This window comes from Psychrobacter sp. CoH-33_TS_01, assembly GCF_058189395.1.
The window spans coordinates 173,719-198,734 of record NZ_JBVGQI010000005.1 but is presented as its reverse complement, the minus strand read 5'-3'; the positions used below and the strand labels follow the sequence as shown (position 1 = coordinate 198,734).

Genomic DNA, 25,016 nt, shown 5'->3' with positions numbered 1-25,016 from the left:
TTGTTTTAGCGGTTGTTTCAGTTATCGTCATTATCTTTCACGATAGATATGGGCTCAGGCTTATTAACTTAGGCTTATTAACTTAGTTATTGCGCGTATCATTAACCGTCTTATTGCCAGTAACCATTGATTTGATAAGGTTCTGCTTTTGTAGATAGCTCATAGCAATGGCTGATAGGATATGCAGCGGCACCAAGAAATATAGACTATTGGCTAGCAGCTCATGAGTCTCCTCAAATAAGTCTTCGTTACCTAATAGTTGTGACTCCATTAGATAACCTGTCAGACCTAGGCCAATAATAGCACCCCACAGGGCAAGCATCATCAGTGCGCCTAACGGGTTATGACCTAAATGCTGACTGTCCATACGCCGCGCGGTCATGTCACTCAAATGACGTTTTATGCGTTTGGATGTGGGGAAAAAATCGCTAAAACGAGCGTATTTACTCCCTACCAATCCCCAAAGCAAACGGATGACGACTAAGGCCACTACGGTATAACCGACATACTCATGTAGCTCGCTGCCATCTTCTGTAAAGGCTAGATTAGCAATAACACCGGCAGCTACTGTCCAATGGGTAACTCTAACTAGAATATCCCATACTTTGACCTGACGGACAGTAGAGTTAGACAATTTAGGGACGGAAATATTCTCTAATTCTGTCTTGGTGGCTTTCTGACTCATAATAGTACTCTCCTTTAGCTTACTGTTGTATAAAGCGGCTTTTATAAAGTAGCGTTAATGCTCTGACTGCTGTATTGCGGGACAGCAACTGCGACTGTCTTCTGAGCGTATTACAACAGATGAACCTTAAGGCAAGCTTAGGAAGCACTATAAATTCATAAACATATGAACTCATAAACCTAGTAAGGTTATGGAGTACTATTGAGGTGGCAAGCAGACTATTGCTAGCTGGCGAATTTCGATATTGCTATCCTCTCTCTAAATAGCTTGAATATGAATAATTCGAATATAACCCACTAAATTTAGATAAAAAAAACCCCAGTCAGATGATTGGGGTTGGTTTGGATTTTGCGAATCTATTTTAAATTGAAGTTAAGTAAAATTAATATTTATCTCGTAGCAAAGTTTTGACTCTGCTCATCTTTTAGCATCATTAATCTTTTAACAAAGCTGATGTGCCTTAAGCTTAAGCTAAGTAACCCTATTTAAAACGCAACAACCGTAAAGCATTCAAAGTCACCAACACGGTCGCGCCAGCATCCGCCATGACCGCAATCCATAAGCCAGTCACCCCAAATATCGTAGTGATTAAAAATATCCCTTTTAGCCCTAATGCAAAAATAACGTTTTGATGGATATTGCTCATAGTGGCACGCGACAAGGCAATAAGATGCGCCACATCGGTCACTTGGCTTTTTAGTAAGGCAATATCTGCAGTTTCTATCGCCACATCGGTACCACCGCCCATAGCTATTCCGACATCAGCCGTGGCCAGCGCTGGGGCATCATTAATCCCGTCACCCACCATCGCCACTTTACCGTTGGCTTTCATCTCATTGAGTAGGCGCAGCTTATCTTCCGGTAATAGCTCCGCTTCCCAGTCCACGTCTAAGTTATTAGCCAGTGCTTGTGCCGTCAGGCGGTTGTCCCCGGTCAGCATAACGGAGCGTACCCCCATAGCTTTTAGCTTGGCGACCCCCGCTTGCGCATCATCGCGTAACTCATCACGCAGAGCTACTAACCCTAAAGCCTCACGGGTTTGCTCATCAAACAAGATAGAGACCGTCTTACCTTCATTCTGTAGCGCTTGAATTTTTGCCTGTTGTGCTGATGAAATATTCGCCTGTTGTGCGGCATAGACCGGTGAGCCGATAACTAGCGAACGCCCTGCTACCGTCGCTTGCACCGCCTTACCTGCCGTCGCAGAGGCATTAGTGGCAGTCGGCACAGTTACATTGGCTGCTTCAGCATGCTGGAGGATTGCTTTAGCCAAAGGATGACTAGAGCTGGCTTCCACACTGGCAAACAGCGCTAATAGAGCATTCTGAGAACTCGTGTCCTGATGCTGCTCACTTTCACCTTGCCCACTTTTTCCCTGTAAACCATCATCTTGCATGCTTAAATCGGTTTGCGCAAAAGCAACTATGTCAGTCACGCGCGGCTCACCTTGCGTTAGAGTACCGGTCTTATCAAAAGCTACCGTTTCTACTCGCCCGATGGTTTCTAGAGCGCTGCCCCCTTTAATCAATAGTCCACGGCGCGCACCCACTGCCAGACCAGAGGCAATAGCCGCAGGGGTTGATAATACTAAGGCGCAAGGACAGGCAATCAATAACAACGCCAGACCCCGATACAACCAAGTCGCCCACTCGCCCCCCAGCAACAATGGCGGCACGATAATAATCAAGGCAGCAATGGCCATCACAGCAGGGGTATAGTAGCGACTAAACTTTTCAATAAACCTGGCAGTAGGTGCTTTGGAAGCTTGCGCTTGCTCTACCAGCTCGATAATACGGGCAATGGTGTTGTCAGCGGCAGTTTTCTCCACGCGTACTTGTAGCGCCCCATCGATATTGATCGATCCTGCAAACACCTGATCGCCAAGCGCTTTAGCCACGGGCACTGATTCTCCAGTCACAGGCGAATCGTCAAGGCTAGAGGCACCATCTATAATGACCCCGTCAGCAGACACGCTATCGCCGGGACGGACTAACACCAAATCATCGACTTGCAGCGCACTCGCCGCCACTATGATCTGCTTACCTTGAGCATCTAATAAGATAGCGGTCTTGGGCACCAAAGCGGCCAAAGCTCTAATTCCGGCACGCGCCCGATCCGCAGCGACACTTTCAAACAGCTCACCGACTGAGAATAAGAACACTACCGCTGCAGCTTCTTCAGCCTCACCAATGATTAGTGCGCCTATCGCCGCTACCGACATGAGCATTTCAATAGAAAAAATTGAGCCCGACCTAGCCAGCGCCCAAGCTTGCCGTACAAAGGGGAACACACCCACTAAGACGGCCACCGCAAATACCCATGTACCGTATTCAGGTACCAGTAACGCGATGATATACGCCACACTCATTAATAGGCCAAGCCCTACGATCTGCTTGCCCTTGCGAGTTTGCCACCAGTGTTGGGCAGGTGCTACCTTATCGCTAGTCGCTGCCACAACTGTCGTGTCTTTTATAGGGTCGCTACTGGCTATCCCAAACCCTAAGCTCTTGATAGTCTTTTCGATATCACTGGGCTGAGTCGCTGCATCATCCGCTAAGGTTAACTCTAATTTTTCTGTAGCGAAGTTTAGCTGAATATCAGAAACCCCAGGCATACGGGCAAGCGCCGTCTCAATCTTGCCCACACAACTGGCACAATCCATCCCTTCTATACGATATTGCATAGGCGTATCTCCTTTGAATAGTGCTATTATCAACCCTCTAGTGGCTTTAGAGTCAACACTATATAGAGGCTACCAGGATATTTATTCTTACCGTCTCCAGCTTTTAATTTGTTCATATTTAAAAAAAAGAGGTCATGATGCTCATCAAAATTGGTGCGCTTGCTCAACGTACAGGCGCCACAGTAGAGACCATTCGCTATTATGAAAAGGAGGGGCTATTACCAGAGCCTTCGCGTAGTGCCGGCAACTATCGTCTATATCGCGAGGAGCATCTAGAACGGCTACAATTTATCTTACATTGCCGGACATTGGATATGACTTTAGATGAGGTTAGAACGTTATTGGAGTATTGGGATGGGCCGGATAAGGCATGCGGCAATGTGAATAATTTATTGGATGAGCATATTCGCGCTGTGGCCATACGTATGGAAGAATTAGAGCAATTGAAGTTACATCTTATAGCCCTACGTCAGAAATGTAGTCAGGAGGCCACCGCTAAATCTTGTGGCATTTTAAATACTTTGGCGGATAATTCTTGTCATAGTTCAAATGACTTAACAGACTTAGGCTAATATAAAGACGGTATGTAACGAGGCAAAAGTGACAAGTAATTGATAGCCGCTAAGCCAGTCGATATAGTTGAAATCTCAATGCTTCATAACCCTTTATTGAGTACTAGAGTTAATTGGCATTGAGATTTTTTATTATAAGGCTGTTTATTAATCAGCATATTTTTTGCTATGGACTATTTACCATTAGGGGCTTTAGCCGCCGCTTGGTAAATTGGCATCATCTCAGGCAGCAAGGCGCGAATTTTAGCAATGCGTTGTTGCGAGTTTGGGTGAGTAGACATCAGGGTCACTACTGTGTTGCTACGACCGTTTGCCGCTTCCATTTTTTGCCAAACAGAAATAGCCGCTTCTGGGTTATAGCCCGCTTGCGCCATTAGACGTAAGCCGCCAGCATCCGCTTCGGACTCTTGACTGCGAGAAAAAGGCTTGTCGATACCCAAATCGCTAATCAAACCTAAAGTCTGCGAATCTAGTCCGGTCTTAGCCTGTAACGCTGCCCCGCCAAATTGTACTGCCAAACCCGTCAGAATCTTTTGACCCGCATCTTTTTTACTGTGTTCCTCTAAAGCATGAGTCATTTCATGCCCAACGATGGCCGCGATTTCTGCTTCCGTTAAATTCAACTTTTCTACAATACCAGTATAAACGGCCATTTTGCCACCGGGCATTGCCCAAGCATTTAAGTCAGGAGAGCGGATGACTGTCATTTGCCAATTGAAAGGCACGCCTGTGGTATTGGCGCGGTCAGCATAAGGCTTGAGGCGATTAAATACTCTATTAACACGGTTAGCTGTAGCCGACCCCTTCTCTACCGTCCCTTGTCTACTGGCCTTGCTGACCACATCACTGTAGCTTTTAGCCGCATTACTATTTAACGTAGCGGTGTTATATCCTGCGACATCGGCCATAGTGCTACAGCCCACTAAAGTTGTCATAGTGGCAGCCAAAATAGCGGTTTTTATTGTATTTACTGACTTCATCAAAGATCCTTATAAAAGAAGGGGGCGTTAAATGCAGGATGCCTATTTTCAGGGCTAGGTTTAGGGCTAAGCTTAAAAAGCTGCTAGCTTCATTGTCTATAATTTTATAAATAATGCTTAAAAATCAATAGATTAAATCGGATTGTAACCTATGTGTAATTAAAGTGTCTATACCATTACGGAAATAGCCCCCTTGTAAAATTCATAACTGAAGTGCATTTTTGATAGTAACTGATTGATTGATTGATAATTTAAATTTTTTTAAGTTGCTAAGAAATAACCCCTAATGTTAGTATTGATTTTTATGGTAGCTGTCAAATATTTTAGAAAAATCAAGCTCTTCGATAAATACCAAAATAATACTTCAATATGCATATTGTTGGGTCGATTTTTATACTTGGAGTGATACTAATCTACATCTAAAAGTCTAAAAACGGCTTTGATTTAGTATCAGGTTTTTCAGATAACTAAGCTCTATAAAGTCCTATCAAAAAAATTTTGATCTCTATTAGCTGGGGTACAAAGCTAAACTCACAACCTATTGATTTAAAAATCTTTTAAGAAATAAGAAATACTAAGACTCAGTATTTTTTCATACAAACTAATAATAGTTGTAAAAATTATTTTAATTTAAAACACTGATAAAGCGATTGACATGGAACTTATTAATTATATCAACTCACTACATAATATTAATGCTTCAGGTACTAATACCCTAGCAGAGTCACAGATAAACTCTCCATATTTCAAAGATATCTACTATCCCTTTCCTATTGTAAATACTTTAAAAAATATTATTACCACTCAAGAAAATACAATTATTATTTTGACTGGACATGCAGGCGATGGAAAGTCGACCATAGCTTTTGACTTGCTACGTGAATTAGGATCTGAAAAATACTCTCAAGGCTATCAATTTAAAGAATATGAGTATCTTGAAAAGTATAATTTACATGTTCTAAAAGACATGAGTGAGCAAGGATTAGAGGATAGAAAAAGATGGCTAAACAATGCATTTAGCTTACCTGGAAACTGGCTAATTGTTAGTAACACTGGACCATTATTGACATCGATTGCTAAGTCTTTAAAAGCTACTGATTGGGGGGCAGCTCTTAAGGACTACGAAATAGAGTCGGAAATTTTAAGACTTTTAGATGAAGACATTACATATGATTATGGTTTAGATAACTTAATGCTGCCTAATATAGAAGGGAAAAATCTATATATCGTTAATATTGCTAAATTAAATAATATTGATATTGCCATCAAGATTTTTGAAAAAATTATTGACCATCCAGAATGGCAGGAAATTATTCAACATTATCCAGAACATCCTATAGTTATCAATTACTTAACCATTAAAAATAATTATATAGAAGTAGAAGAAGGCATTAGATTGACCTACTTATACCTGCTTAATTATGAAAAAAGAATGACTTTGCGGCAAATGCTAGCTCATCTTAGTGCTGCTATAACAGCAGGTATGCACTTATCAGACAGCCTAGAAGAATCTCAAAAAAATGACGTATTTAATAATTCTGATACAAGAGTACCCCTATTATTTAGTGATACTTTTTTTAGTTATATTGGTTCTGAAGTTTGGCATAAGGCAAAGGATACTAGAGGAATGGACTTAGTCTCGCGAATGAATGCGGGCGGTTATACTAGCTTAGAAATTGAGAACTTAATCACGAAAAAAGATAGTTTTGACCTTACTCTAGAGCCTTTAAAATCAATTGCAAAAAAATACATTGCTCTGAATGATGAAAGCAAGCTTTATAAAGGCAGGTCAGTATTACGTAGAATATTATTTATGTACGGTATTAGTGGTAATGGCTATGAAAATGCTAAATCTTTGTTCTTAGGATCTTCTAATGTTTACAAGTTCAATACTTGGCAATTAAATCCATCAAGCTTTAAAGATGAAGCACGAAAAATTAAAAAATCCTGTGAAAAGGCGTTAAACCTATTTTATTCAGGTTCTGATGATAAAAATAACATAAACATTACCTTAAAGCGCTCAGACTCTGCAGTTTTACAGATTGCACAGTTAATGATTTGTAGTATCCCTAAGAGTTATTTCCGCATAGACTACGATCAGCAGAAAAAACTACCCTTCTTATATTTAAAAGATGCCAATACAATTCGATTAGATTTGAGTCTGCCTTTACTCGATTATATAGAAAATATTGTGGTCGGCGACGTAACTGAATCATTAAATCCTATTTACAAGACTCAGCTTGAGCGTTTTAAGCTCAGACTTATAGATTACTATCAAGAAATTGATAATGAAGAAATTACATTAATTAGAATGCAATCAAATGGCGATTTGATTAAATCAGAAATATATTTCGACGTAGTCGACAATAAAAAGATACTAAAGACAGAAGGCTAAAAATGACCGACATTGATGCTATCCAATTCCCAAAAGTAAATTTTAAAGAAAGCAATAAATCTAATATAGCTATTAAGGTCTATGGCCGACGTTTTCTAGCTGATCAAACACCTATCGAATATCTATCAGAGTTTCTTTTAGCATTCCATTCAAAGAAAAGTAATGAAAAGTTAAACTTAGAACAATTAAAAAATAATAATAGCGATAATTCGTTTACTATCTCAGACCAGACTCGATATTATTTTCCAAAATCACGCCTACCACTGAAGTTTTTTATTTGTAGATAGTCCTAAAAGTTAGATTCACTCGATTTTTTTTAACGCGTTTTTGCTTAGGGACACTGTGCTGCCAATGATGTTGTAGAGCTCCTGCCATAACCAAAACACTACCATGATGAAGCGGGATTTCTAGCTTACATTTATGATCCTCTTTTCGGCGTAACAAAAAACGGCGACTTTCACCAAAGTTCACTGAGGCAATCATTGGGTTAACGCCTAACTCAGGCTCAGCATCGGTATGCCAACTGATATGATCATTACCATCTCTATACCAATTTAGCAGCACACTATTGAAACGACGTTTACACACATCTTCAAGAGCGTCTCTGATGCTATTTAACTTATCCGTCCACCCTTTTGGGTATAAAGTGATGCCCGAATAAGTATAAGGACTGTCGCTATCGCCATACCAAGCAGATAAACGAGGCAATTGATGAACTTTACCAAACATCTGAACAGTGTCTTGCTGCCAAAGAATGTTCTTAAATGCTCTCTTGTTAACGTCCTCATCAGCACGCCAGTCATGCGTTTTGTAATCTACATCATTACATGCTAGCAAATAATCTAGATAGTCATTACTAGTAGCAGTACTGAAATAATGGGGAGCATAATATAGTCGGCCGTCTGGAACATTAATAACTACTCCTTTTCCATCGTCATGCTCATGGGCTTCATACTCAGTTCCCATAAAACGCCCATTAGTAATTAAAGATCTCACTGCATTTCTGCTAGCAGACTCTCCTTCAGACAAACCTGCCTGCTCTTGTGCTAAACCATCAAATAAGTCCATTGGAATTCCCCTAGCTTTAAAAGCCTATAAACTATATTTATGCATCGCATATATAACCATTTACTGACAGTAGCTTCCTAAGCATAAACAAACAAGCTCTGTTTGATTTCTAATAGTGTAATATCAAATTTTATCCATAAATGAATCAATATACTTTGAAATACGATTCACTCATATCGAGTATGTTAAGTACTGAATTCAACACGTTCTCTTAATTAAAGTACTTTTTACAGAGTTTATAATAGATAACATCAGCATTTGAAGCTTCATATTCTCAAGATCATAGCACTTTTAACCCCCTAAAATATGGCCAAATAACTTATCAATGTAACTGGCGCTATCTGTCCCTAGTTCAATACCTGTATTACTTAAGCACATCTAATATTTACTTCTGGCAAATTTTCTAAATGTCTGTCCACGCTGATAAAAATACTTGAATTATGTAGTGTGTAGTATATACTACACATATGAAATTTGGCACATACATCAGACAAAAACGTTTGGCTTTACAGCAAACTAATAAAAACTACTCTCTGCGCAAAGTTGCACAGCGTATTGGAGTTGAGCCCGCTTACCTTTCAAAAATAGAAAGAGGTGACTTTGCCCCACCTTCAGAAAAGGTAATTATAAAGCTGGCTCAAGAACTCAATCAAAATCCTGATGTTTTGCTAGCAATGGCAGGCAAGCTCTCAAGTGATTTACAAGCGATTATTCAAAAACGACCAGAGCTTTTTGCTGCCTTATTAAGAGAATTGGCTGAACAGCCAGATCACGCAATTTTAAAAATTGTTCGTGAAGTAAAAGATGGCGATTGGTAATTTATTAATAAATAAAACAGGAGAGGAATATGTTAACTCTTGATGGTAATAAGCTTATTTTTTCATTCCCAGAAGTCCACCCAGATGCTATTTGCGAAATCGACTTTAGACGAACATTACGTCTTCCCGATGACAATAAGGTGTACCCTCTTCCCCCTGGGTTAGGTAAGTTCCCTCTCGTTCACACTGAAGATTATTTACATAACACACCACAAGCATGGCAAAAATACGGTGGGGTTATGATGCCGATGTATCAATCAGAGGCTATGTGGCTATATTTTGAAAGTCCTAAAAAATATCCTTTTGCTATTAAAGTAGCAGCAGGTAAGATCAATGCTGTTACTGGTAAACAGTGGAATAACTCATTAGGGACAAACCCTCAGGATTACTTGGCCATACCTAAGCAACCTTGGTTAGATGGATTTCATACATCTGACAATATAGTTAGACAGTTTGTTGCAATGCCTCTGGGACAAGGATTTAGTGCTGAAGAACAAATAACAGGTCAGGCTGAATTTGGTGGAATACAAATTATTGTCTATCCGATGAAAATTGATAGCTATGAAAAGATTTTAGAAGAGAAAAACAATCCACTATCAAGCATATCATTCTCACAAGCACCTAGCTTGATGTATGATTTTTATCATGACACATTAAGTATGGGCATATCTCCCGGAGGTCGTATTGAACAGGAAATATATAACGACTCACACAATATAAGGGATTATGACACAGAGGCTTTTAGCCGCTGCTTCGTTCAATTGGTTAACTCTGAACAGTGGCAAAACATCACTAATAACAAGCCACCTACAGAACCCTTTACTGCCCAAGACTACGAAGAAGCAGGATTACCTTGGTTTAACTACTATAGTGAATCACCAACGCTAAAAGCGGGTAATATTTTATCATCACTTAAAGGGGTAGCTTCAAAATGGTTAGATAAAAATGGAGAGGAAATGAACGACAACCAATCCCTTTCAACAACAAAAACCATCAAGATAAAAGAAAATCAAGTTAACGATGGTGATTGGTAGTAAACTTCAACTTATTATAAAGCTCTAGCCTTGAAGCTCGTTAAATAAGTAACGGGCTTCTTTTTAACTTAAATACTAGAGTCTTTAGCTAAAAATATTTATCCTTTTCTCATTCCAGTTTAATATTGATTAAACATTGCTAATATAGTCGAATATTATAAGATGCATACCTATGATAGATTTTTATCTAAACCATGTTTTTTTAATAACCATTACGGTCATGGCATTAATTGTATCAACCCTGCTTTTAGGCCCATTAATACTGCATATGTTAGGACATTCCCTTCAAGATAGACCTGATATAAAAAACTTATTTATAGATATAGCATTTGGCTTAATCTACTCAGGCCTACTTATTCCTTTAGTACTAGCGTTCATAATAAAAATGAAACCTAACTTTATAGAAGAGCTAACAGCTTACAGAGGCTATTTGATGGGTGTTTTCTTAGTCTGGCTAATTTTTATTAATTTTAGACGTTTTAGACTTATAGCGAATAAAGAGGACCTAACATCTAGTACAAGCAATAACTTTACAGATTCGGAAAGCAGATTTGACATAATAAACAAGAAGATAAGCAGCTATAGATCTGATATGATTTTAATCACTATATTTATTGCATATACAGCTCTATTATTTAACTATACATAAGTTATAAAATTAATGTATAAATCCCATTAAAAACTTTACTCACCTTACAATTACTTAATTAATTAATTAATCGTTACACTAAACACTCGAACCACTCTAGTCCATTTACTCTCCCATTCACCAGCTTTTTGATTTTGTTTTTCAATAAGCTGGAATGAGGGATATTCTTTGAAAGCCTCAACAAAATCATCAAGTCTCTGAGTTTTGTATTCATTTATATATGGGCTGACACATATAAAAATGCTATCCCCTTTGAACACTGATTTAATATTATCTATAAGTTTTGACATCGAAAATAAGTCTACATCTAAAATATTAGAGAAAAGGTGAACCTTTAAGCTCTTCGTTTCATTAAATAAATCTTCTCCTCTAACAGAGTCTAAATCCTTATTAACCGTTCTAATTCTTGTCCTTGCATCAAACTTTCTAGTATGCAACGCCGCTCTTTTAAGAGCTATTTCTGAAGGCTCTATAAGGATCACTGAATTTACAATTAGATACTGAGTTCTGTCTCTAATATCTTCAAGCAGACTAATTGTTGCAAGCGCTTGGCCACACCCCCAATCTATCACCTCGATATTACTAGAATCGAACTTATCAATGCACTGTAAAGCCGCCTGTAATTTAGCAAAATGCATTCTTCCGTAACTATAGATATAGGCTAAAAGCTGTTCTTCGTATGTAAGAACCTTAACCCCTCTTTCTAATGACCTAAATATATCGTCGTCTTTTATAGCACTATAAAGCTCATAAACTAAGTCGTATAAGCTTGAAAAATTTGTATCAGTATTTTCTAACGCTTTAGCATAATTTGTTCCAGTTTCAATTAAGAAGTTAGAATGATTAAAATCTTCGGAAGAGAATGTTACGTCTAGATAAGTGTCTAAAGCACTTACTATTCGACTATAGCCTGAATTATAATCTAGAAAGCTAGCGCCTAATAAACTCTGAATTTCAGAAGTGTCAAGAACTTTGTAATTTTCTTGATTTAATCTGCTCAGTAATAGATTTGAGAAGTTATGCACAGCCTGATAGTTATAATCAGCAAAATTCCTATAAACCTCTAGATAAAAATGTAGCAGTGTGGCTAATACTTCATTTAGACTGTCGTCTTGCTCTTCATAACTACTAACTAGTAATGATAAAACCCTGTCTATACGATTTGAATAGTCATTGACCTCAATAACATTCATCAAAAATACTGATGCTGCCTCTAACCTATCTGTTAGCTCAACATTCTTTCTTTTTGCCAAAAAATACAGCTGTTCAAACTGAGAGTGCATACCTAGTCTTTCAGAAACACTCAAAAGGGCATATAAAAAGCTCTTATTTTTTTGGTTAGTATAGTCAAGCAGCTGAAAGACTCTATATTTTGATAATATAAATCTTTCAAATGCTTGACGTTCGTTAACCAACCTTTCGTGAGACTCAACGATGAGACTGTCATAGATTTCGATCGAGTTCTGTTCAATAAATGCCTGAAGCTCATACTCATTACCTGAGTTATTATTTAATCTATTAATTATCATGGTCGTTGCTGGCTTCCCAATAAGCAATAGCAGCAGCTATATCAGACTTGGTCCGATAAGTAGTATGTAACAACCCATAAGTTTCAGCTATTTCATTCAGTTCATCTCGTTTTAGCTTAGTCAGTTCTGTAACTCTTTCTTCATTTAATGGCTCAGCATCATCATCAAAAAGATCGCCTGTCTCGCTTTCGGACCTCCCGCTAATCTTGTTCTTTAACTGAACATTAGATGTTTTAGACATTATAGGCTGAACTAACTTTTGCTCTAAGCTATTAAGTCTTTCCTCTAAATCATCGATTTTAGTATTTAGAGCATTATTAGTTTTTTCTTGCTTATCATTAAGCTCTATTGACACCTCTAACTGCGCTTTTAAATCACCTACTGATTTTGAAATCTCTTCTGTCCTCAGCTTTATCAAGTTATCCACCTCATCTCTATGTAGATAGCTAGATTCTATGATTTGCTTCAGATCTTCTTTAGATACGTAGTTATTTTGAACTTCTGATTTTAAGCTAGCTAAACTTTCTTCAGACTTAGCTAATTCTTTATCAGTACGTTCGATATTTTGATTTAATTGACCCTCTAAACTGACCACTTTTTGGTTTATAAACTTTTCCAAGTCAGCCGTTTCAGCTTTAGAAGCATATTTACTTTGTAGCTCTAACTGTAGTCCTGTTAAAACTTCCTCAGACCTAGCTAATTCTTTATCAGCACGTTCGATATTTTGATTTAATTGCCCCTCTAAACTGACCACCTTTTGGTTTATAAATTTTTCCAGGTTAGCCGTTTCAGTTTTAGAAGCATATTCACTTTGTAGATCTGACCGTAGTTCTGCTAAACTTTCTTCAGACTTAGCCAACTCTTTATCAGTACGTTCGATATCTTGATTGAATCGACCCTCTAAACTGACAACCTTCTGGTTTATGAACTGCTCTAAGTTAGCCGTTTCAGCTTTAGAAACATATTCATTTTGAATTTCCGACTTAGATAAGTAATTTGACTCTATTTTTTCTTTCAATTTAGAGAACTGGCTACCTAGTTGTTCGTAATTCTCCTTAAGCTCAATAATTTTATAGTTAATACTATTTACACTCACTTTTAACAGATTAGTTACAAATGAAGCTACCTTAACAATATTTTTATTGAGTTTAGTATTACTCTCATCCATTGAATATTTTTGAGAAGATATCTTTGATAATTCGAAGAAGCCAATTCTGGATTTTTTCTTAACCATTAAGTCATAACCTATGATATCTCCAGTCACAGGATCATAATATTCATCTAATATACTTTTCTGATGCTCAACAATACTTGAAGAATCAAACTCTTCTTTATCATAGAAAACATTTTGATAGATGCTTTCTATAATATGGTAATCCGACTCATTCTCTAGCTTGAACTTAATCCTTATATGTAAATCTGAAATACTATATTGGTTATTGAAAGTTGAGTAACCTTTATTAATTCCAAAGCAAAGAGCTACCTCCTGCTCTAATGACTTCACATTCAGTGTGCTTTGATAAAAGCTATAGATAAACTCATCAACTTTTTTAGTTGAGCCAAATGCACCATAAGTAGCTATAATTACTAATATACGCAAAGACTTATTATTTATATTTTCTAGAACTATATCTCCATATTGCTCTTTAACTTCAACCCCTACTTCTTTTTCAGCAAATTCTTTGACTTTATTCTTGTCAAGCTCTGAATATACAAGCTCTCTAAATAGTTTCAAATAATTAGGATCTATTTCCTTTTCTTTAAATATTCCATTAAATTTATAATCTTCTGACTCTGGCAAAAATAGTTTATTCAAGTTTGCTAAAGTTGCATAGTATCCAGACGGATATACACCATCCTCTTTGGAGCAAAGCTTTAATAGAGAGAGCCCACCCATAAGTTGATCAAATCTGTTTAAATCCTCAGACCAATCCTTAGAGTTAGGTTCACATTTACCCCCGTCTAGCTCTGCTGTATCTAAACGCTCTTCATTCGCTATATGCTGTAGCCTTGTTGGTATAAAAGCATCTCCATTGTTTTTAGTAACACTATAGATAGTATTATCACGCTCCTCTTCATTGCGGAAATATATAGCGGTCACTCTCGATATTGCTAACGGTCTATCAAAAATTGAAAAACTTTCAGATATAGATTCTACTTTTTTTAACTCTTCTGCATCTAACACAACTTCGATGCAACAGTCTGTTTCTGTGGTGAATTTAGATTTAGAAAAAAGAATATAATCATCGAACCTATTTTGAATATCTTTCTGACAGTTCTCTAGATATTTACTTGGTACGATGACTCCCCTGCCGAAAAAATGAGCTAACTTGTTTCTGCTAATTGGAATATAAAATTTTTGAGTATTCATTAGGTTATTACTCTTCTATTAAAACGGTATTAACATCAAAGTAAGGTGGGAAGTCACCATTACATAATAAAAAAAGATTTAACTTAGCACGGGTAAATGCAACATAATAGTCAGACCTCGGCGTATTTGTAGTACATACATAATCAAACTCTGGGATAATTACTGTATCAAACTCCGTACCCTTTGATGACTTATAGGTCGTTATATGAACATCGTCCATACCTTCAATATCTTTTAAGGTATTATAGTATCTAGAAACTCCTATATCATCTGTTAGCACTTCCTTTATTCCATAATAATACTTATCAATTTGATTGGCATAGGGTACAAATATAGCAATATTATGCGTAGGACTATGAAAGTATTTTATTATCTTAGCAATATCGTCAATTTGCATTTTAGTCCTGTCGGTTACACTTCTAGCTTCTGCCGCTAACTTCGTATGTACGATAGGTTTACGACCTGTTACTTTAGCATCTTCTAATACATTTCTAGGAATTAAAACTTCACGAAAGGCTGACCTTATAAATTCCAATAATTCTCGCGAGTTCCTATAATTCTTTGTTAAATTCACTACATGATTATTCGCAGTTTTAGGATTACTCTCAAGCTCTGTATATAGCTCATTAAGCTCCTCATCATCTAAATACAAGCTCTGTCTTTTATCTGCACCATAAGACAAAGTTTTTGCATATCCAAGTATCTTACGAAGAGTATCCGCCGGAATATCCTGAGCTTCATCGATAATTATTTCATCATACTCTTGTAGAGCATTTTTCTCAGAATTACCTGATGACCACCAATAGACCCTATCAACTCTACTTTTTGCTTCTGGGTTACTTTCCCCAGCAGAGTACTCTAAGTAGTACTCTAATGTTTTGGTATACGTAAGCAATAAGCTTTTTTTCGAATTAGTATCATAGTTTCTAAGATGTCTCCAAATGCAAACAACACTTTTGCCTGTTCCTGGACCACCAGACAAAGCTAATGGCTCAATTTGACCTATAGCAAATTGCTGCTCAGGAGATAGGTCAGTATATCTTGGTAATGTGAAATAATAAGCCATTCTACCGTACCACTCTAAATGTTAAATTAATTTTTAGATTAATCTGCTTTTTATTTTTTTGGATTTGTTGTTGCCAAAAAGGTTGTAGCTTTCCTTGTAGAATTAGCAAGCTACGATGAGACAATCACCTAAAGTCCCGAAGTAATTCTGTCATCTTTTCTATAAGAATAGAAGTGTTCATTTTATCTTTCCTATTTACAATAGCATTTCCCTGGAAATTAAGAAAAAATATTTTGACTTTGCAACAATTTTATTCTTATCGGACTTTATATTATTAATATATGACACCACAGGGTAATCACTTTCTTCTAATGCCTCATTATCGAGCAAATCAATATTTTCAAAAATCTGATAGTTGTCACCATTATATTTTTCTCTGCAAATATAATACAACCTATGGTAAGAGCTCTCACGTTCCTCAAACTTTAAAGAACACAGCAACTCTAATTCTTCTTTACAACTGGTTAAATCAAGCAAAGTCCCATAAATTTCATATATTCTCATTTTGAATATCTTATTTTTTTAGTTATACACTTCACTCAACTTACGAGAGTTCTAAGAGAGTTAGTATTTGTATGACCTAGAAGGCCTGAAGTAATTTGGCGTAATTCCGGCGTAAATAGCGGACAAAATAAATCGGGAATTATCAAAGACGGGCATAATATCAGCCCGTATTTTATAGTAAGAATAGCAGTTAAGCGCTTTGAATGGCGAGCATTACACGGCAAGATTATCGTTATCTCACTGAATTTTAAGCAAAAAAAATCCCCATTCTAATGAATGAGGATTTTCAAATTTTGGTAGGCGTAACTAGATTCGAACTAGCGACCTCCACCATGTCAAGGTGGCGCTCTAACCAACTGAGCTATACGCCTATTGAGGTCGAGTATTCTATCAACTTTTTGGCGTTATGCAAGACCTTTTTGCAAAAACTTTAATTTTTCTTTATCCAGAAGGGATTAGTGTAAGTTTCAAGCCTTGCTAGAGGCCGTAAACACACTAGGTTGAGAATTTTAAATAGTAACATCAAAATCAGCTAATTTTACTAAATTAGGCAAAAGTGATAGTATAAGGTCTTGATTTTATTCTCTATCGATTGGACAGTTTGTTGACCAACGATTATGACGAACTTGGTATCTACTTTATATCCTATGATTAACGGCTTACTTATGACAGACCTTATCGCGTCTCCATCATACTCTCGACTTGCTATCAGTGCAGGGTCGAGTACAGCCAGTAGCTTAGCCGCCTCGCTTTGTCCAGCCGCTCTACCTCTATTTGCGCTTAGGCTCTGACCCTTTTTAGCGCCTCCGATTAAACCCCCTCTTGCCTGACGGCATCACACTAACTCGACCTTTTTATATATTGGGTAATTGCCCTACTACAGAAGCCATGGATAGGCCTTTGACGCTGAAGTGCGTCCTGAGGGTTTATAGCGTGATGCGTATCGGTTTTTATGAATTTGGGTTTTTTAGTGCAGAGTGGGTTCTTCGCATCATAGTCGCGGCATCGTTAGAGCCACACACACTTACTTTTTTATTTCCTATAGTTTTATGATCTATCTCTTTGCTAATTGCCACTTTAATAACGGCTACTTCAATAATTGCCACGAGGAATCTTTATGACCACGTCTACTATTACCAACCCTACGACTATGCCAGATTTCACGCAGACCCAGACCGCTTATATTAACGGCAGCTATTTACCTGTTGACCCAGCATTGACCACGTTTGAGACCGTCAATCCAGCTACCGGGCAAGTACTCGCTACGATTCAACAAACCACTAGTGAGCAGATTGATACTACGGTAAAAGTGGCACAACAAGGTCAGAAGATTTGGGCAGCGATGACGCCCGTTGAGCGTAGCCGTATCCTACTCAAGGCAGTTGAGATACTGCGCGAGCGCAACGATGAGTTGGCGCTACTCGAGACGCAGGATACCGGTAAAGGCGTCTCTGAGACTAAATATGTGGATATCGTGACCGGTGCTGACGTCATTGAATATTACGCGGGACTGGCCACCACGATTGAAGGTCGCCAGATTCCTCTACGCGAGACCAGCTTCGTCTATACGCGTGAAGAGCCCTTGGGTGTGGTCGCCGGCATTGGGGCTTGGAATTATCCGATTCAGATTGCCATGTGGAAGGCTGCTCCTGCGCTAGCTGCTGGTAACGCTATGATTTTTAAACCTTCTGAGGTCACACCGTTGACCGCATTGAAACTCGCTGAAATCTTTAGCGAAGCCGGTCTACCCGATGGCGTCTTTAACGTCGTGCAAGGAAACCATGAAGTGGGCTCAGCACTAACGCAGCATCCGGATATTGCCAAAGTATCCTTTACGGGCGGCGTACCTACGGGCAAAAAGGTTATGTCAGGGGCAGCGACCTCTTCACTGAAGGACGTCACGATGGAGTTGGGCGGTAAGTCTCCGCTGATTATTTTTGAAGACGCCAATATCGATACCGCTGCGGATATCGCTATGATGGCAAACTTTTATAGCAGCGGTCAGGTCTGTACCAATGGCACGCGCGTGTTCATTCCTAAAGCCATGCAAGCAGACTTTGAACAAGCCATTGTTGCGCGGGTAGCTCGTATCAAATTAGGTGACCCGATGGATGAGAGCGTCACGATGGGACCGTTAGTGAGCTTCCCACATATGCAACGTGTCCTCGATTATATCGAGCAAGGTAAGGCCGGCGGTGCACGCTTATTGTGCGGTGGCGAGCGCGTAACTACAGGCGAATTGGCCGATGGTGCTTATGTCGCGCCAACCGTGTTTACCGATTGTAGCGATGAGATGACCATCGTCCGCGAAGAAATCTTTGGCCCGGTCATGTCTATCTTGACCTACGAAAGCGAAGAAGAAGTGATTGAGCGCGCTAATGCTACTGAATATGGTTTGGCGGCCGGGGTAGTAACCGCTGACTTGACCCGTGCGCATCGTGTCATCGCCCAAATTGAAGCCGGTATCTGCTGGTTAAACACTTGGGGTGAGTCGGCAGCGCAAATGCCTGTTGGTGGCTATAAGCACTCGGGTGTAGGCCGCGAAAATGGCATGCAGACCCTAAAGCACTATACCCAAACTAAATCTATCCAAGTGGAATTGGGAAAGTTTGAATCAGTATTTTAAATCAGCTTATGGGTTAGCCAACTAGACAGGCTTGGTGGGCTGTTGCTTAACTTTTTAAGCCTGAGCCTTCCCAATGAACGAATGCAATAAAGAGAATACGAATAAATTAGAAATTAAGGAATTTTATGTCAACGACGACCAAAGAGTTTGACTATATCATCGTCGGAGCAGGCTCTGCAGGCAACGTGCTCGCTACCCGTCTGACCGAAGATGCCAGTATCAAAGTATTACTGCTCGAGGCCGGGCGCCCCGATCATCGTCTCGATTTCCGCACGCAGATGCCGGCAGCGCTTGCCATGCCACTGCAAGGTACCACCTATAATTGGGGGTATAAAACCGATCCCGAACCTTATATGAACAATCGCGTCCTCGACTGTGGCCGTGGTAAAGGCTTGGGCGGCTCCTCTCTGATTAATGGCATGTGCTATATCCGGGGTAACGCCTTGGACTTTGACGATTGGGCAAAGCTTGATGGCTTGCAGGACTGGACCTATTTGGATTGCCTGCCCTACTTTAGAAAGTCAGAAAACTGCGATGCCGGTGAAAACGATTACCACGGGGTCGGCGGTCCGGTCGAAATGACCACTTCCAAACCTGGGGTCAATCCATTATTTGAAGCCATGATTGAAGCGGGCGTGCAAGCCGGTTATCCGCGTACTGACGATCTTAACGGCTATCAGCAAGAAGGCTTTGGTCCAATGGATCGCTTTGTTACGCCGAATGGGCGCCGCGCCTCTACGGCTCGCGGTTATCTTGATCGCGCTAAGCCACGTAGCAATATCACCATTTTGACGGGTGCGCTGACGGACGTGATTCTGTTTGATGGGAAACGAGCGGTTGGCGTGAAAGTCGAGCATGAAGGTCAGACCAAACACTTCCATGCCTCGCGTGAAGTCATAGTCTCTTCGGGTGCGATTGCCTCACCGCAGTTGTTGCAGCGCTCAGGGATTGGCCCCGGTCAATGGCTCAAAGATTTGGGCATTACGGAAGTGCTGGACCTGCCAGGGGTCGGTAATAATCTGCAAGACCATCTTGAGTTATATATGCAGTACGAGTGTCTCCAGCCGGTCTCTATTGCCCCTGCGAACAAATGGTGGAATAAGCCACCTATCGGTGCCGAGTGGCTGTTTAGAGGTACAGGTTTGGGCGCGACCAACCATTTTGAAGCTGGTGGCTTTATCCGTACCGATGAGAAGTTTACCCACCCTAATATCCAGTATCACTTCTTGCCATTAGCGGTACGTTATGACGGTCGTAATGCTAGCGATGCGCACAGCTTCCAAGCTCACGTGGGCTCATTACGCTCACCGAGCCGTGGTCGTGTAAAACTGACCTCGCGCGATCCGAACGCCCATCCCAGCATCTTATTTAACTATATGTCGCATGAGCAAGACTGGCAAGAATTCCGCGCTGCCATACGCATCACCCGTGAGATTATCCATCAGCCGGCGCTAGACCCTTATCGTGGTCGCGCGTTGTCACCGACCGAAGACTTGGTCACGGACGCTCAGCTCGATGAATACGTACGCGAACATGGCGAGACCGCTTACCACCCTTCGTGTACTTGTGCGATGGGCGAGCACAACGAGGCGGTCGTCAACGGCGAAGGTTTGGTGCACGGTATTGATGGCTTGCGGGTAGTCGACGCTTCTATCATGCCAAATATCATCAGCGGTAACTTGAATGCCACTACCATTATGTTGGCAGAAAAAATCGTTGATAAGATGCGCGGTAGACAATTGCCTCGCTCGACGGCGGACTATTTTGTTGCTAATGGTATGCCACTCCGCGGTGAGCCTATGCGACTTTATAAGGCTTAGTTTAATAGCTACGGCTTAGTTTAATAGCAAGCTCAACCCTCACTCACCCTCACCCTTAATCCACCCCTAGCCGTGATGGCTACACTCAACCTAGACGCTTGGAGCTAGCCGGGTCAAATTAATCCTAAGCTAGCTTTTGAGTTTCTTATCGCAATTATTGACCATAACTATTTCTTCCATTACTGGAATGCTATCTCGAGGATACTACATGCAAAGCCCGAGCTCTGGCCCCGCTGTCCAACCACTGACGTTAAATAAAACAGTGTTTGCCGGCGCGGCCATAATTTCGATACTTTTGATTATTTGGACCATAGCCTTCCCCACCTATAGCGAGACCTTATTGGGTACCGCAATGCGTTGGGTCTCTGATAATTTTGGCTGGTATTACATGCTGGTGATCGCCGCCTACAGCATTTTTTCTTTATTTGTGGGTTTCTCCCGCTATGGCGATATCAAACTGGGGCAAGACCACGAAAAAGCCCAGTTCCCCTTTTTAGCCTGGGCCGCAATGCTGTTCTCTGCCGGTATCGGTATTGACTTGTTGTTCTTTGGCGCGTCCGAGCCGCTAATGCACTACCTGACCCCACATTCGGGGCTAGATCCTGCCAGCGCTGAAGCCATGCGTGCTGCCGTCCCGCAAGCCTTTTTACATTGGGGCTTACATGGTTGGGGTATTTACGCCCTTATCGGTATGGCGCTCGCCTACTTCGCTTACCGCAAAAATATGCCTCTAGCTTTACGCTCCGCCTTGACGCCTATCTTTGGTGAGCGGCTGATTAAAGGCTGGCTGGGTGATAGCGTCGATACCTTTGGCGTCGTCTGTACGCTGATGGGGATTGCCACCAGTCTGGGTATTGGCGTACTGCAAGCCAACGCTGGTCTGACCCATGTGTTTGGCATCGAATCGAGCAAGATGGTACAAACCTTAATCATCGTGTTTGTCGTCGTTGCTGCGGCCATATCGGCAATGACCGGGGTAGAAAAAGGCGTCCGTCGTCTCTCCGAATTCAACATGCTATCCGCGATTTTATTGCTGGTAGCTATTTTAGTGATGGGCAATACTGTCTATTTGCTGAATACTTTTACCCAGAATATCGGGGTTTATTTTGATACGTTAGTCGCCAAAACTTTTGATGTTTACGCTTATGACGGCGAGTCTGGCGCTGAATGGAAATCTTGGTGGACCGTATTCTTCTGGGCATGGTGGGTAGCTTGGGCACCGTTTGTGGGTCTATTTATTGCCCGGATTAGCCGTGGCCGTACCCTCCGTGAGTTCGTCTTCGGCGTGATGTTTATCCCGCTCGGCTTTATCTTTGCTTGGTTCTCTATCTTTGGTAACTCGGCTATTGACCTAGTCGCCAATGGTGCGACGGCTTTAGGTGAAGTCGCGGTCAATGACGCGGCGATGGGCATGTTTGCCTTATTCGAATACTACCCGTATAGCGACATTTTATCGCTCGCAGGCGTGGTAATTGGACTTGTCTTCTTTATCACCTCTGCGGATTCAGGCGCTTTAGTACTGGCTAACCTGAGCAGCCGTGGTCTATCGAACGATGCCGATGCACCCGTTTGGTTGCGTTTATTTTGGGCAGCCGCTACCGGTCTTATCACCTTAGGCCTATTATTTGCCGGTGGCTTTAGCTCGCTACAGTCGGTCTCGGTCATCGCCGGTCTGCCTTTCTCCATCATCTTAGTACTCTACATGGTGTCTATGTGGAAGTCGCTCAAAGAAGAAGGGCAATACCGCAAAGCCAGCACCGTCGATACCGCCAACGTGTTGAACAGTGGTAAAAACTGGAAAGCTCGCTTGCAACGTATCGTCAGCTTCCCCGATGGCAAGCAAGTGCGCCGCTTTATGCAAGCTTCTGTGTTGCCGGCTATGCAAGATGTCACGGCTGAACTGACCGCTGGTGGTCTAACCGCAACCGTTATCGCGCATGAAGCCAGTGCTGATCAGCTCGAAGGTTTAAGCCTACACGTGGGGCATGGTAGCGAAGATGACTTTATCTATGATGTGTATTTGGTCAAAGCACCGCGTCCGAACTTCACGCTCAAAACCACTATCAAAGATTCGGATTACTACTACCGCGCTGAAGTATTCTTACGTGATGGCTCACAAGAGTATGATTTAGTGGGCTATACCAAAGAGCAAGTGCTGGTCGATATCCTCAATCAGTATGAGCGTCATATGCAGTATCTGCATTTAGGCCGTTAAGCTAATCTTTTAAAGTGGCATACAGTCCAAACTAAACCGGCGGCAGGGTAACTTACCTTGCCGCTTTTTTATGGGTGAATAAAAAATATCTACTTAAATAACTGCCTAAAAACCTACCTAAAACCACTTACCTAAAAACCCTTCCTTAAAAAAGTTGTCTAACAATACCTCTATAGCACGCTTAACCACCGCCTTCAGACTATTACTCTCTGCCTCATTAGGAGTAGCAAAACCCACTTTTATACAGCTTTGGCGCAATAGGCGACCCACCCCTTAATTGCTATTTTACTTTCATTATCAAGACAGTATTTATTGCTAGTGGTATCTGGTGAACTGTCTCTGGCTAACGCTTATATCTTAGCCAGTTATTGCGACGCTAATGTCGCTTGAAGAGAAGGTAAATTATGCACGCCAAAGAGCTGCTAGAGATGGAACGTCGTGAGATTAGAGCGCTGCACTATACGTGGATTGCTTTTTTTCTGACCTTTTACGTTTGGTTTAATATGGCGCCGCTCGCCTCGTCCATGTTGGCGGCGGAGAGCTATCTTACCCCTGAACACATCAAGCTATTTTTGATTGCCAACGTCGCTTTGACGATTCCGGGGCGGGTGGTCGTCGGCATGGCACTAGACCGTTTTGGTCCCCGCCGCGTGTTTTCCGTATTGATGGTTGTCATGGCTATCCCCACTTGGTTCTTTGCCTTTGGCAACTCCGCTACCCAATTGTTTGTCTCACGACTGTTTATGTCTATTGTCGGCGCGGGTTTTGTGGTCGGGATTCATATGACGACCTTGTGGTTTAAGCCCAAAGATATTGGCTTTGCCGAAGGGTTTTATGCCGGTTGGGGTAACTTTGGTTCCGCCGCAGCTGCCATTACTATTCCGACGGTGGCGCTACAATTCTTTGGTGGCGATGATGGTTGGCGTTGGGCTATTGCTGCGTCAGGGTTAATTATGGCGATTTACGGGGTGGCGTATTGGTTTTTAGTGACCGATGGTCCGACGGCTGATACCCATAAAAAATCGCGCAAATCGGGTGCGCTAGAAGTCTCCACATGGCGCGACTTGTGGTTATATTGCCTGTTTATCATTCCGTTATACGGCATCCTCTCGGTGTTGGTGTATCGCACACAAAGTATGGGGTTTTTAAGCGAGACCGGCGCTTGGGGCTGTTATGGCGCTATCGCCGTGATGGTGATTTATCAAATTTATAAAGCCCTTAGCGTGAATATTCCTATTATCAAAGCCGGCATTCCCGAGGATGATAAATATTCTTTTAGCTCGGTAGCTGCCCTTAACGTCTCCTACTTTGCCAACTTTGGCGCAGAGTTGGCAGTGGTTTCCATGCTGCCGATGTTCTTCCAAGGAACCTGGAAGTTAGACGCCACCTCAGCCGGTCTGATTGCCTCTACCTTTGCCTTTGTGAATCTATGGGCACGCCCGCTCGGCGGCTATATCTCTGACCGGGTCGGCAGTCGTCGTAAAGTCATGCTGGTGTATATGTTTGGCATTGGCTTGGGCTTTGTAGCGATGGGCATGCTAAACGAGTCGTGGCCGCTATTCTTCGCCGTTTGTATCACCATTATCTGCTCGGTGTTTGTTCAGGGTGCGGAAGGCGCTACGTTTGGGGTAATCCCTTCGATTAAACGCCGCTTAACGGGGCAAATCTCAGGCATGACTGGCGCTTATGGCAACGTGGGCGCAGTTTTTTATCTGTTCCTATTCACCTTCGTCGAGCCCAACCAGTTCTTTTATGTCATTGCTGCCGGTGCCTTTATCGCTTGGTTGGTCTGCTATGTCTGGCTACAAGAGCCTGCTGATGCTTTTGGTGAGGAATATACTATGTCTTCGGTTGATAGGATGCTGGCAGAGAAAAAGTAGCTTCCTTTTCTTAAATAAAAAATCATTACCCAAATATTAATTAACCAAAAACTTATTAACCAAAAATCGTTCATATAAAAAAGGCCACTGCTAATTAATAAAAGTGGCCTTTTTTTTGGGT

The 25,016-nt window shown here is 41.1% G+C and carries 19 protein-coding genes and 1 tRNA gene; 10 read left to right on the top strand and 10 right to left on the bottom strand.

Annotated elements, in window-relative coordinates:
* Positions 1-82 precede the first annotated feature (82 nt).
* Together ACZ2XM_RS10180 and ACZ2XM_RS10175 are read right to left on the bottom strand one after the other, a co-directional pair.
* On the bottom strand, positions 83-685 hold the full coding sequence (locus ACZ2XM_RS10180; protein ID WP_490588686.1) for a cytochrome b/b6 domain-containing protein: 603 nt from the start codon (positions 683-685) through the stop codon (positions 83-85).
* 481 nt (positions 686-1,166) lie between these two features.
* Positions 1,167-3,368 carry a heavy metal translocating P-type ATPase gene (locus tag ACZ2XM_RS10175; protein ID WP_490588685.1) on the bottom strand — a complete coding sequence of 734 codons (2,202 nt, stop codon included), beginning with the start codon at positions 3,366-3,368 and terminating at the stop codon, positions 1,167-1,169.
* A gap of 134 nt (positions 3,369-3,502) precedes the next feature.
* Between ACZ2XM_RS10175 and cadR the strand changes: the two genes are divergently transcribed.
* Positions 3,503-3,940, top strand: a complete 438-nt coding sequence (gene cadR, locus ACZ2XM_RS10170) for a Cd(II)/Pb(II)-responsive transcriptional regulator (protein WP_490588684.1) — start codon at positions 3,503-3,505, stop codon at positions 3,938-3,940.
* A gap of 173 nt (positions 3,941-4,113) precedes the next feature.
* Here the strand turns inward: cadR and ACZ2XM_RS10165 are convergent, their stop codons facing one another.
* Positions 4,114-4,920 carry a M48 family metallopeptidase gene (locus ACZ2XM_RS10165; RefSeq protein WP_490588683.1) on the bottom strand — a complete coding sequence of 269 codons (807 nt, stop codon included), beginning with the start codon at positions 4,918-4,920 and terminating at the stop codon, positions 4,114-4,116.
* 655 nt (positions 4,921-5,575) lie between these two features.
* Between ACZ2XM_RS10165 and ACZ2XM_RS10160 the strand changes: the two genes are divergently transcribed.
* The gene (locus ACZ2XM_RS10160; protein ID WP_490588682.1) at positions 5,576-7,315 is read left to right on the top strand and encodes a hypothetical protein; all 1,740 of its coding nucleotides are present in this window, start codon (positions 5,576-5,578) and stop codon (positions 7,313-7,315) included.
* 2 nt (positions 7,316-7,317) lie between these two features.
* Positions 7,318-7,602 carry a hypothetical protein gene (locus ACZ2XM_RS10155; RefSeq protein WP_490588681.1) on the top strand — a complete coding sequence of 95 codons (285 nt, stop codon included), beginning with the start codon at positions 7,318-7,320 and terminating at the stop codon, positions 7,600-7,602.
* Here ACZ2XM_RS10155 and ACZ2XM_RS10150 read toward each other — a convergent pair.
* A complete protein-coding gene (locus ACZ2XM_RS10150; protein WP_490588680.1) occupies positions 7,589-8,383 on the bottom strand; it encodes an alpha-ketoglutarate-dependent dioxygenase AlkB family protein in 795 nt (264 codons plus the stop codon). The two genes, ACZ2XM_RS10155 and ACZ2XM_RS10150, sit on opposite strands and share 14 nt — an antisense overlap.
* A gap of 467 nt (positions 8,384-8,850) precedes the next feature.
* On the opposite strand from ACZ2XM_RS10150, the gene ACZ2XM_RS10145 reads away from it, so the two are divergent.
* The 3 genes from ACZ2XM_RS10145 (at position 8,851) to ACZ2XM_RS10135 (ending at position 10,884) form a co-directional block, all read left to right on the top strand.
* Positions 8,851-9,201, top strand: coding sequence for a helix-turn-helix domain-containing protein (locus ACZ2XM_RS10145; RefSeq protein ID WP_490588679.1), 351 nt, complete (start codon positions 8,851-8,853; stop codon positions 9,199-9,201).
* Between the two features lie 29 nt (positions 9,202-9,230).
* The gene (locus tag ACZ2XM_RS10140; RefSeq protein ID WP_490588678.1) at positions 9,231-10,235 is read left to right on the top strand and encodes a hypothetical protein; all 1,005 of its coding nucleotides are present in this window, start codon (positions 9,231-9,233) and stop codon (positions 10,233-10,235) included.
* 172 nt (positions 10,236-10,407) lie between these two features.
* Positions 10,408-10,884 carry a hypothetical protein gene (locus ACZ2XM_RS10135; RefSeq protein WP_490588677.1) on the top strand — a complete coding sequence of 159 codons (477 nt, stop codon included), beginning with the start codon at positions 10,408-10,410 and terminating at the stop codon, positions 10,882-10,884.
* A 62-nt stretch (positions 10,885-10,946) separates the two neighbouring features.
* On the opposite strand, the gene ACZ2XM_RS10130 is transcribed toward ACZ2XM_RS10135, so the two are convergent.
* The 6 genes from ACZ2XM_RS10130 to ACZ2XM_RS10105 form a co-directional block, all read right to left on the bottom strand.
* Entirely contained in the window at positions 10,947-12,413 is a 1,467-nt protein-coding gene (locus ACZ2XM_RS10130; protein ID WP_490588676.1) for a hypothetical protein, read from the bottom strand.
* Positions 12,403-14,784: a hypothetical protein gene (locus ACZ2XM_RS10125; protein WP_490588675.1), complete on the bottom strand. Its 2,382-nt coding sequence runs from the start codon at positions 14,782-14,784 to the stop codon at positions 12,403-12,405. The genes ACZ2XM_RS10130 and ACZ2XM_RS10125 overlap by 11 nt, the downstream gene beginning before the upstream one ends.
* Before the next feature lie 7 nt (positions 14,785-14,791).
* Complete coding sequence (locus ACZ2XM_RS10120) at positions 14,792-15,850, bottom strand: DNA/RNA helicase domain-containing protein (RefSeq protein WP_490588674.1); 1,059 nt, start codon at positions 15,848-15,850, stop codon at positions 14,792-14,794.
* Positions 15,851-16,045: 195 nt separating this feature from the next.
* Positions 16,046-16,354 carry a hypothetical protein gene (locus ACZ2XM_RS10115; RefSeq protein ID WP_490588673.1) on the bottom strand — a complete coding sequence of 103 codons (309 nt, stop codon included), beginning with the start codon at positions 16,352-16,354 and terminating at the stop codon, positions 16,046-16,048.
* 294 nt (positions 16,355-16,648) lie between these two features.
* Positions 16,649-16,725, bottom strand: a tRNA-Val gene (locus ACZ2XM_RS10110).
* Positions 16,726-17,304: 579 nt separating this feature from the next.
* Positions 17,305-17,460, bottom strand: a complete 156-nt coding sequence (locus ACZ2XM_RS10105; RefSeq protein ID WP_490588672.1) for a hypothetical protein — start codon at positions 17,458-17,460, stop codon at positions 17,305-17,307.
* A 44-nt stretch (positions 17,461-17,504) separates the two neighbouring features.
* On the opposite strand from ACZ2XM_RS10105, the gene betB reads away from it, so the two are divergent.
* The 4 genes from betB to ACZ2XM_RS10085 all read left to right on the top strand — a co-directional run bounded on the left by betB (position 17,505) and on the right by ACZ2XM_RS10085 (position 24,895).
* On the top strand, positions 17,505-18,980 hold the full coding sequence (gene betB, locus ACZ2XM_RS10100) for a betaine-aldehyde dehydrogenase (protein WP_490588807.1): 1,476 nt from the start codon (positions 17,505-17,507) through the stop codon (positions 18,978-18,980).
* A 125-nt stretch (positions 18,981-19,105) separates the two neighbouring features.
* Complete coding sequence (betA, locus tag ACZ2XM_RS10095; protein WP_490588671.1) at positions 19,106-20,800, top strand: choline dehydrogenase; 1,695 nt, start codon at positions 19,106-19,108, stop codon at positions 20,798-20,800.
* A 208-nt stretch (positions 20,801-21,008) separates the two neighbouring features.
* The gene (betT, locus tag ACZ2XM_RS10090; RefSeq protein ID WP_490588670.1) at positions 21,009-23,015 is read left to right on the top strand and encodes a choline BCCT transporter BetT; all 2,007 of its coding nucleotides are present in this window, start codon (positions 21,009-21,011) and stop codon (positions 23,013-23,015) included.
* Between the two features lie 404 nt (positions 23,016-23,419).
* The gene (locus tag ACZ2XM_RS10085) at positions 23,420-24,895 is read left to right on the top strand and encodes an MFS transporter (protein WP_490588669.1); all 1,476 of its coding nucleotides are present in this window, start codon (positions 23,420-23,422) and stop codon (positions 24,893-24,895) included.
* Positions 24,896-25,016 lie beyond the last annotated feature (121 nt).

Coding starts and splice junctions, on each gene's coding strand:
- ACZ2XM_RS10115 (WP_490588673.1), bottom strand. CDS start 16,354: ATGAGAATATATGAAATTTATGGGACTTTGCTTGATTTAACCAGTTGT.
- betA (WP_490588671.1), top strand. CDS start 19,106: ATGTCAACGACGACCAAAGAGTTTGACTATATCATCGTCGGAGCAGGC.
- betB (WP_490588807.1), top strand. CDS start 17,505: ATGCCAGATTTCACGCAGACCCAGACCGCTTATATTAACGGCAGCTAT.
- ACZ2XM_RS10150 (WP_490588680.1), bottom strand. CDS start 8,383: ATGGACTTATTTGATGGTTTAGCACAAGAGCAGGCAGGTTTGTCTGAA.
- ACZ2XM_RS10160 (WP_490588682.1), top strand. CDS start 5,576: ATGGAACTTATTAATTATATCAACTCACTACATAATATTAATGCTTCA.
- ACZ2XM_RS10135 (WP_490588677.1), top strand. CDS start 10,408: ATGATAGATTTTTATCTAAACCATGTTTTTTTAATAACCATTACGGTC.
- ACZ2XM_RS10125 (WP_490588675.1), bottom strand. CDS start 14,784: ATGAATACTCAAAAATTTTATATTCCAATTAGCAGAAACAAGTTAGCT.
- ACZ2XM_RS10165 (WP_490588683.1), bottom strand. CDS start 4,920: ATGAAGTCAGTAAATACAATAAAAACCGCTATTTTGGCTGCCACTATG.
- betT (WP_490588670.1), top strand. CDS start 21,009: ATGCAAAGCCCGAGCTCTGGCCCCGCTGTCCAACCACTGACGTTAAAT.
- ACZ2XM_RS10085 (WP_490588669.1), top strand. CDS start 23,420: ATGCACGCCAAAGAGCTGCTAGAGATGGAACGTCGTGAGATTAGAGCG.
- ACZ2XM_RS10180 (WP_490588686.1), bottom strand. CDS start 685: ATGAGTCAGAAAGCCACCAAGACAGAATTAGAGAATATTTCCGTCCCT.
- ACZ2XM_RS10155 (WP_490588681.1), top strand. CDS start 7,318: ATGACCGACATTGATGCTATCCAATTCCCAAAAGTAAATTTTAAAGAA.
- ACZ2XM_RS10140 (WP_490588678.1), top strand. CDS start 9,231: ATGTTAACTCTTGATGGTAATAAGCTTATTTTTTCATTCCCAGAAGTC.
- cadR (WP_490588684.1), top strand. CDS start 3,503: ATGATGCTCATCAAAATTGGTGCGCTTGCTCAACGTACAGGCGCCACA.
- ACZ2XM_RS10145 (WP_490588679.1), top strand. CDS start 8,851: ATGAAATTTGGCACATACATCAGACAAAAACGTTTGGCTTTACAGCAA.
- ACZ2XM_RS10120 (WP_490588674.1), bottom strand. CDS start 15,850: ATGGCTTATTATTTCACATTACCAAGATATACTGACCTATCTCCTGAG.
- ACZ2XM_RS10130 (WP_490588676.1), bottom strand. CDS start 12,413: ATGATAATTAATAGATTAAATAATAACTCAGGTAATGAGTATGAGCTT.
- ACZ2XM_RS10175 (WP_490588685.1), bottom strand. CDS start 3,368: ATGCAATATCGTATAGAAGGGATGGATTGTGCCAGTTGTGTGGGCAAG.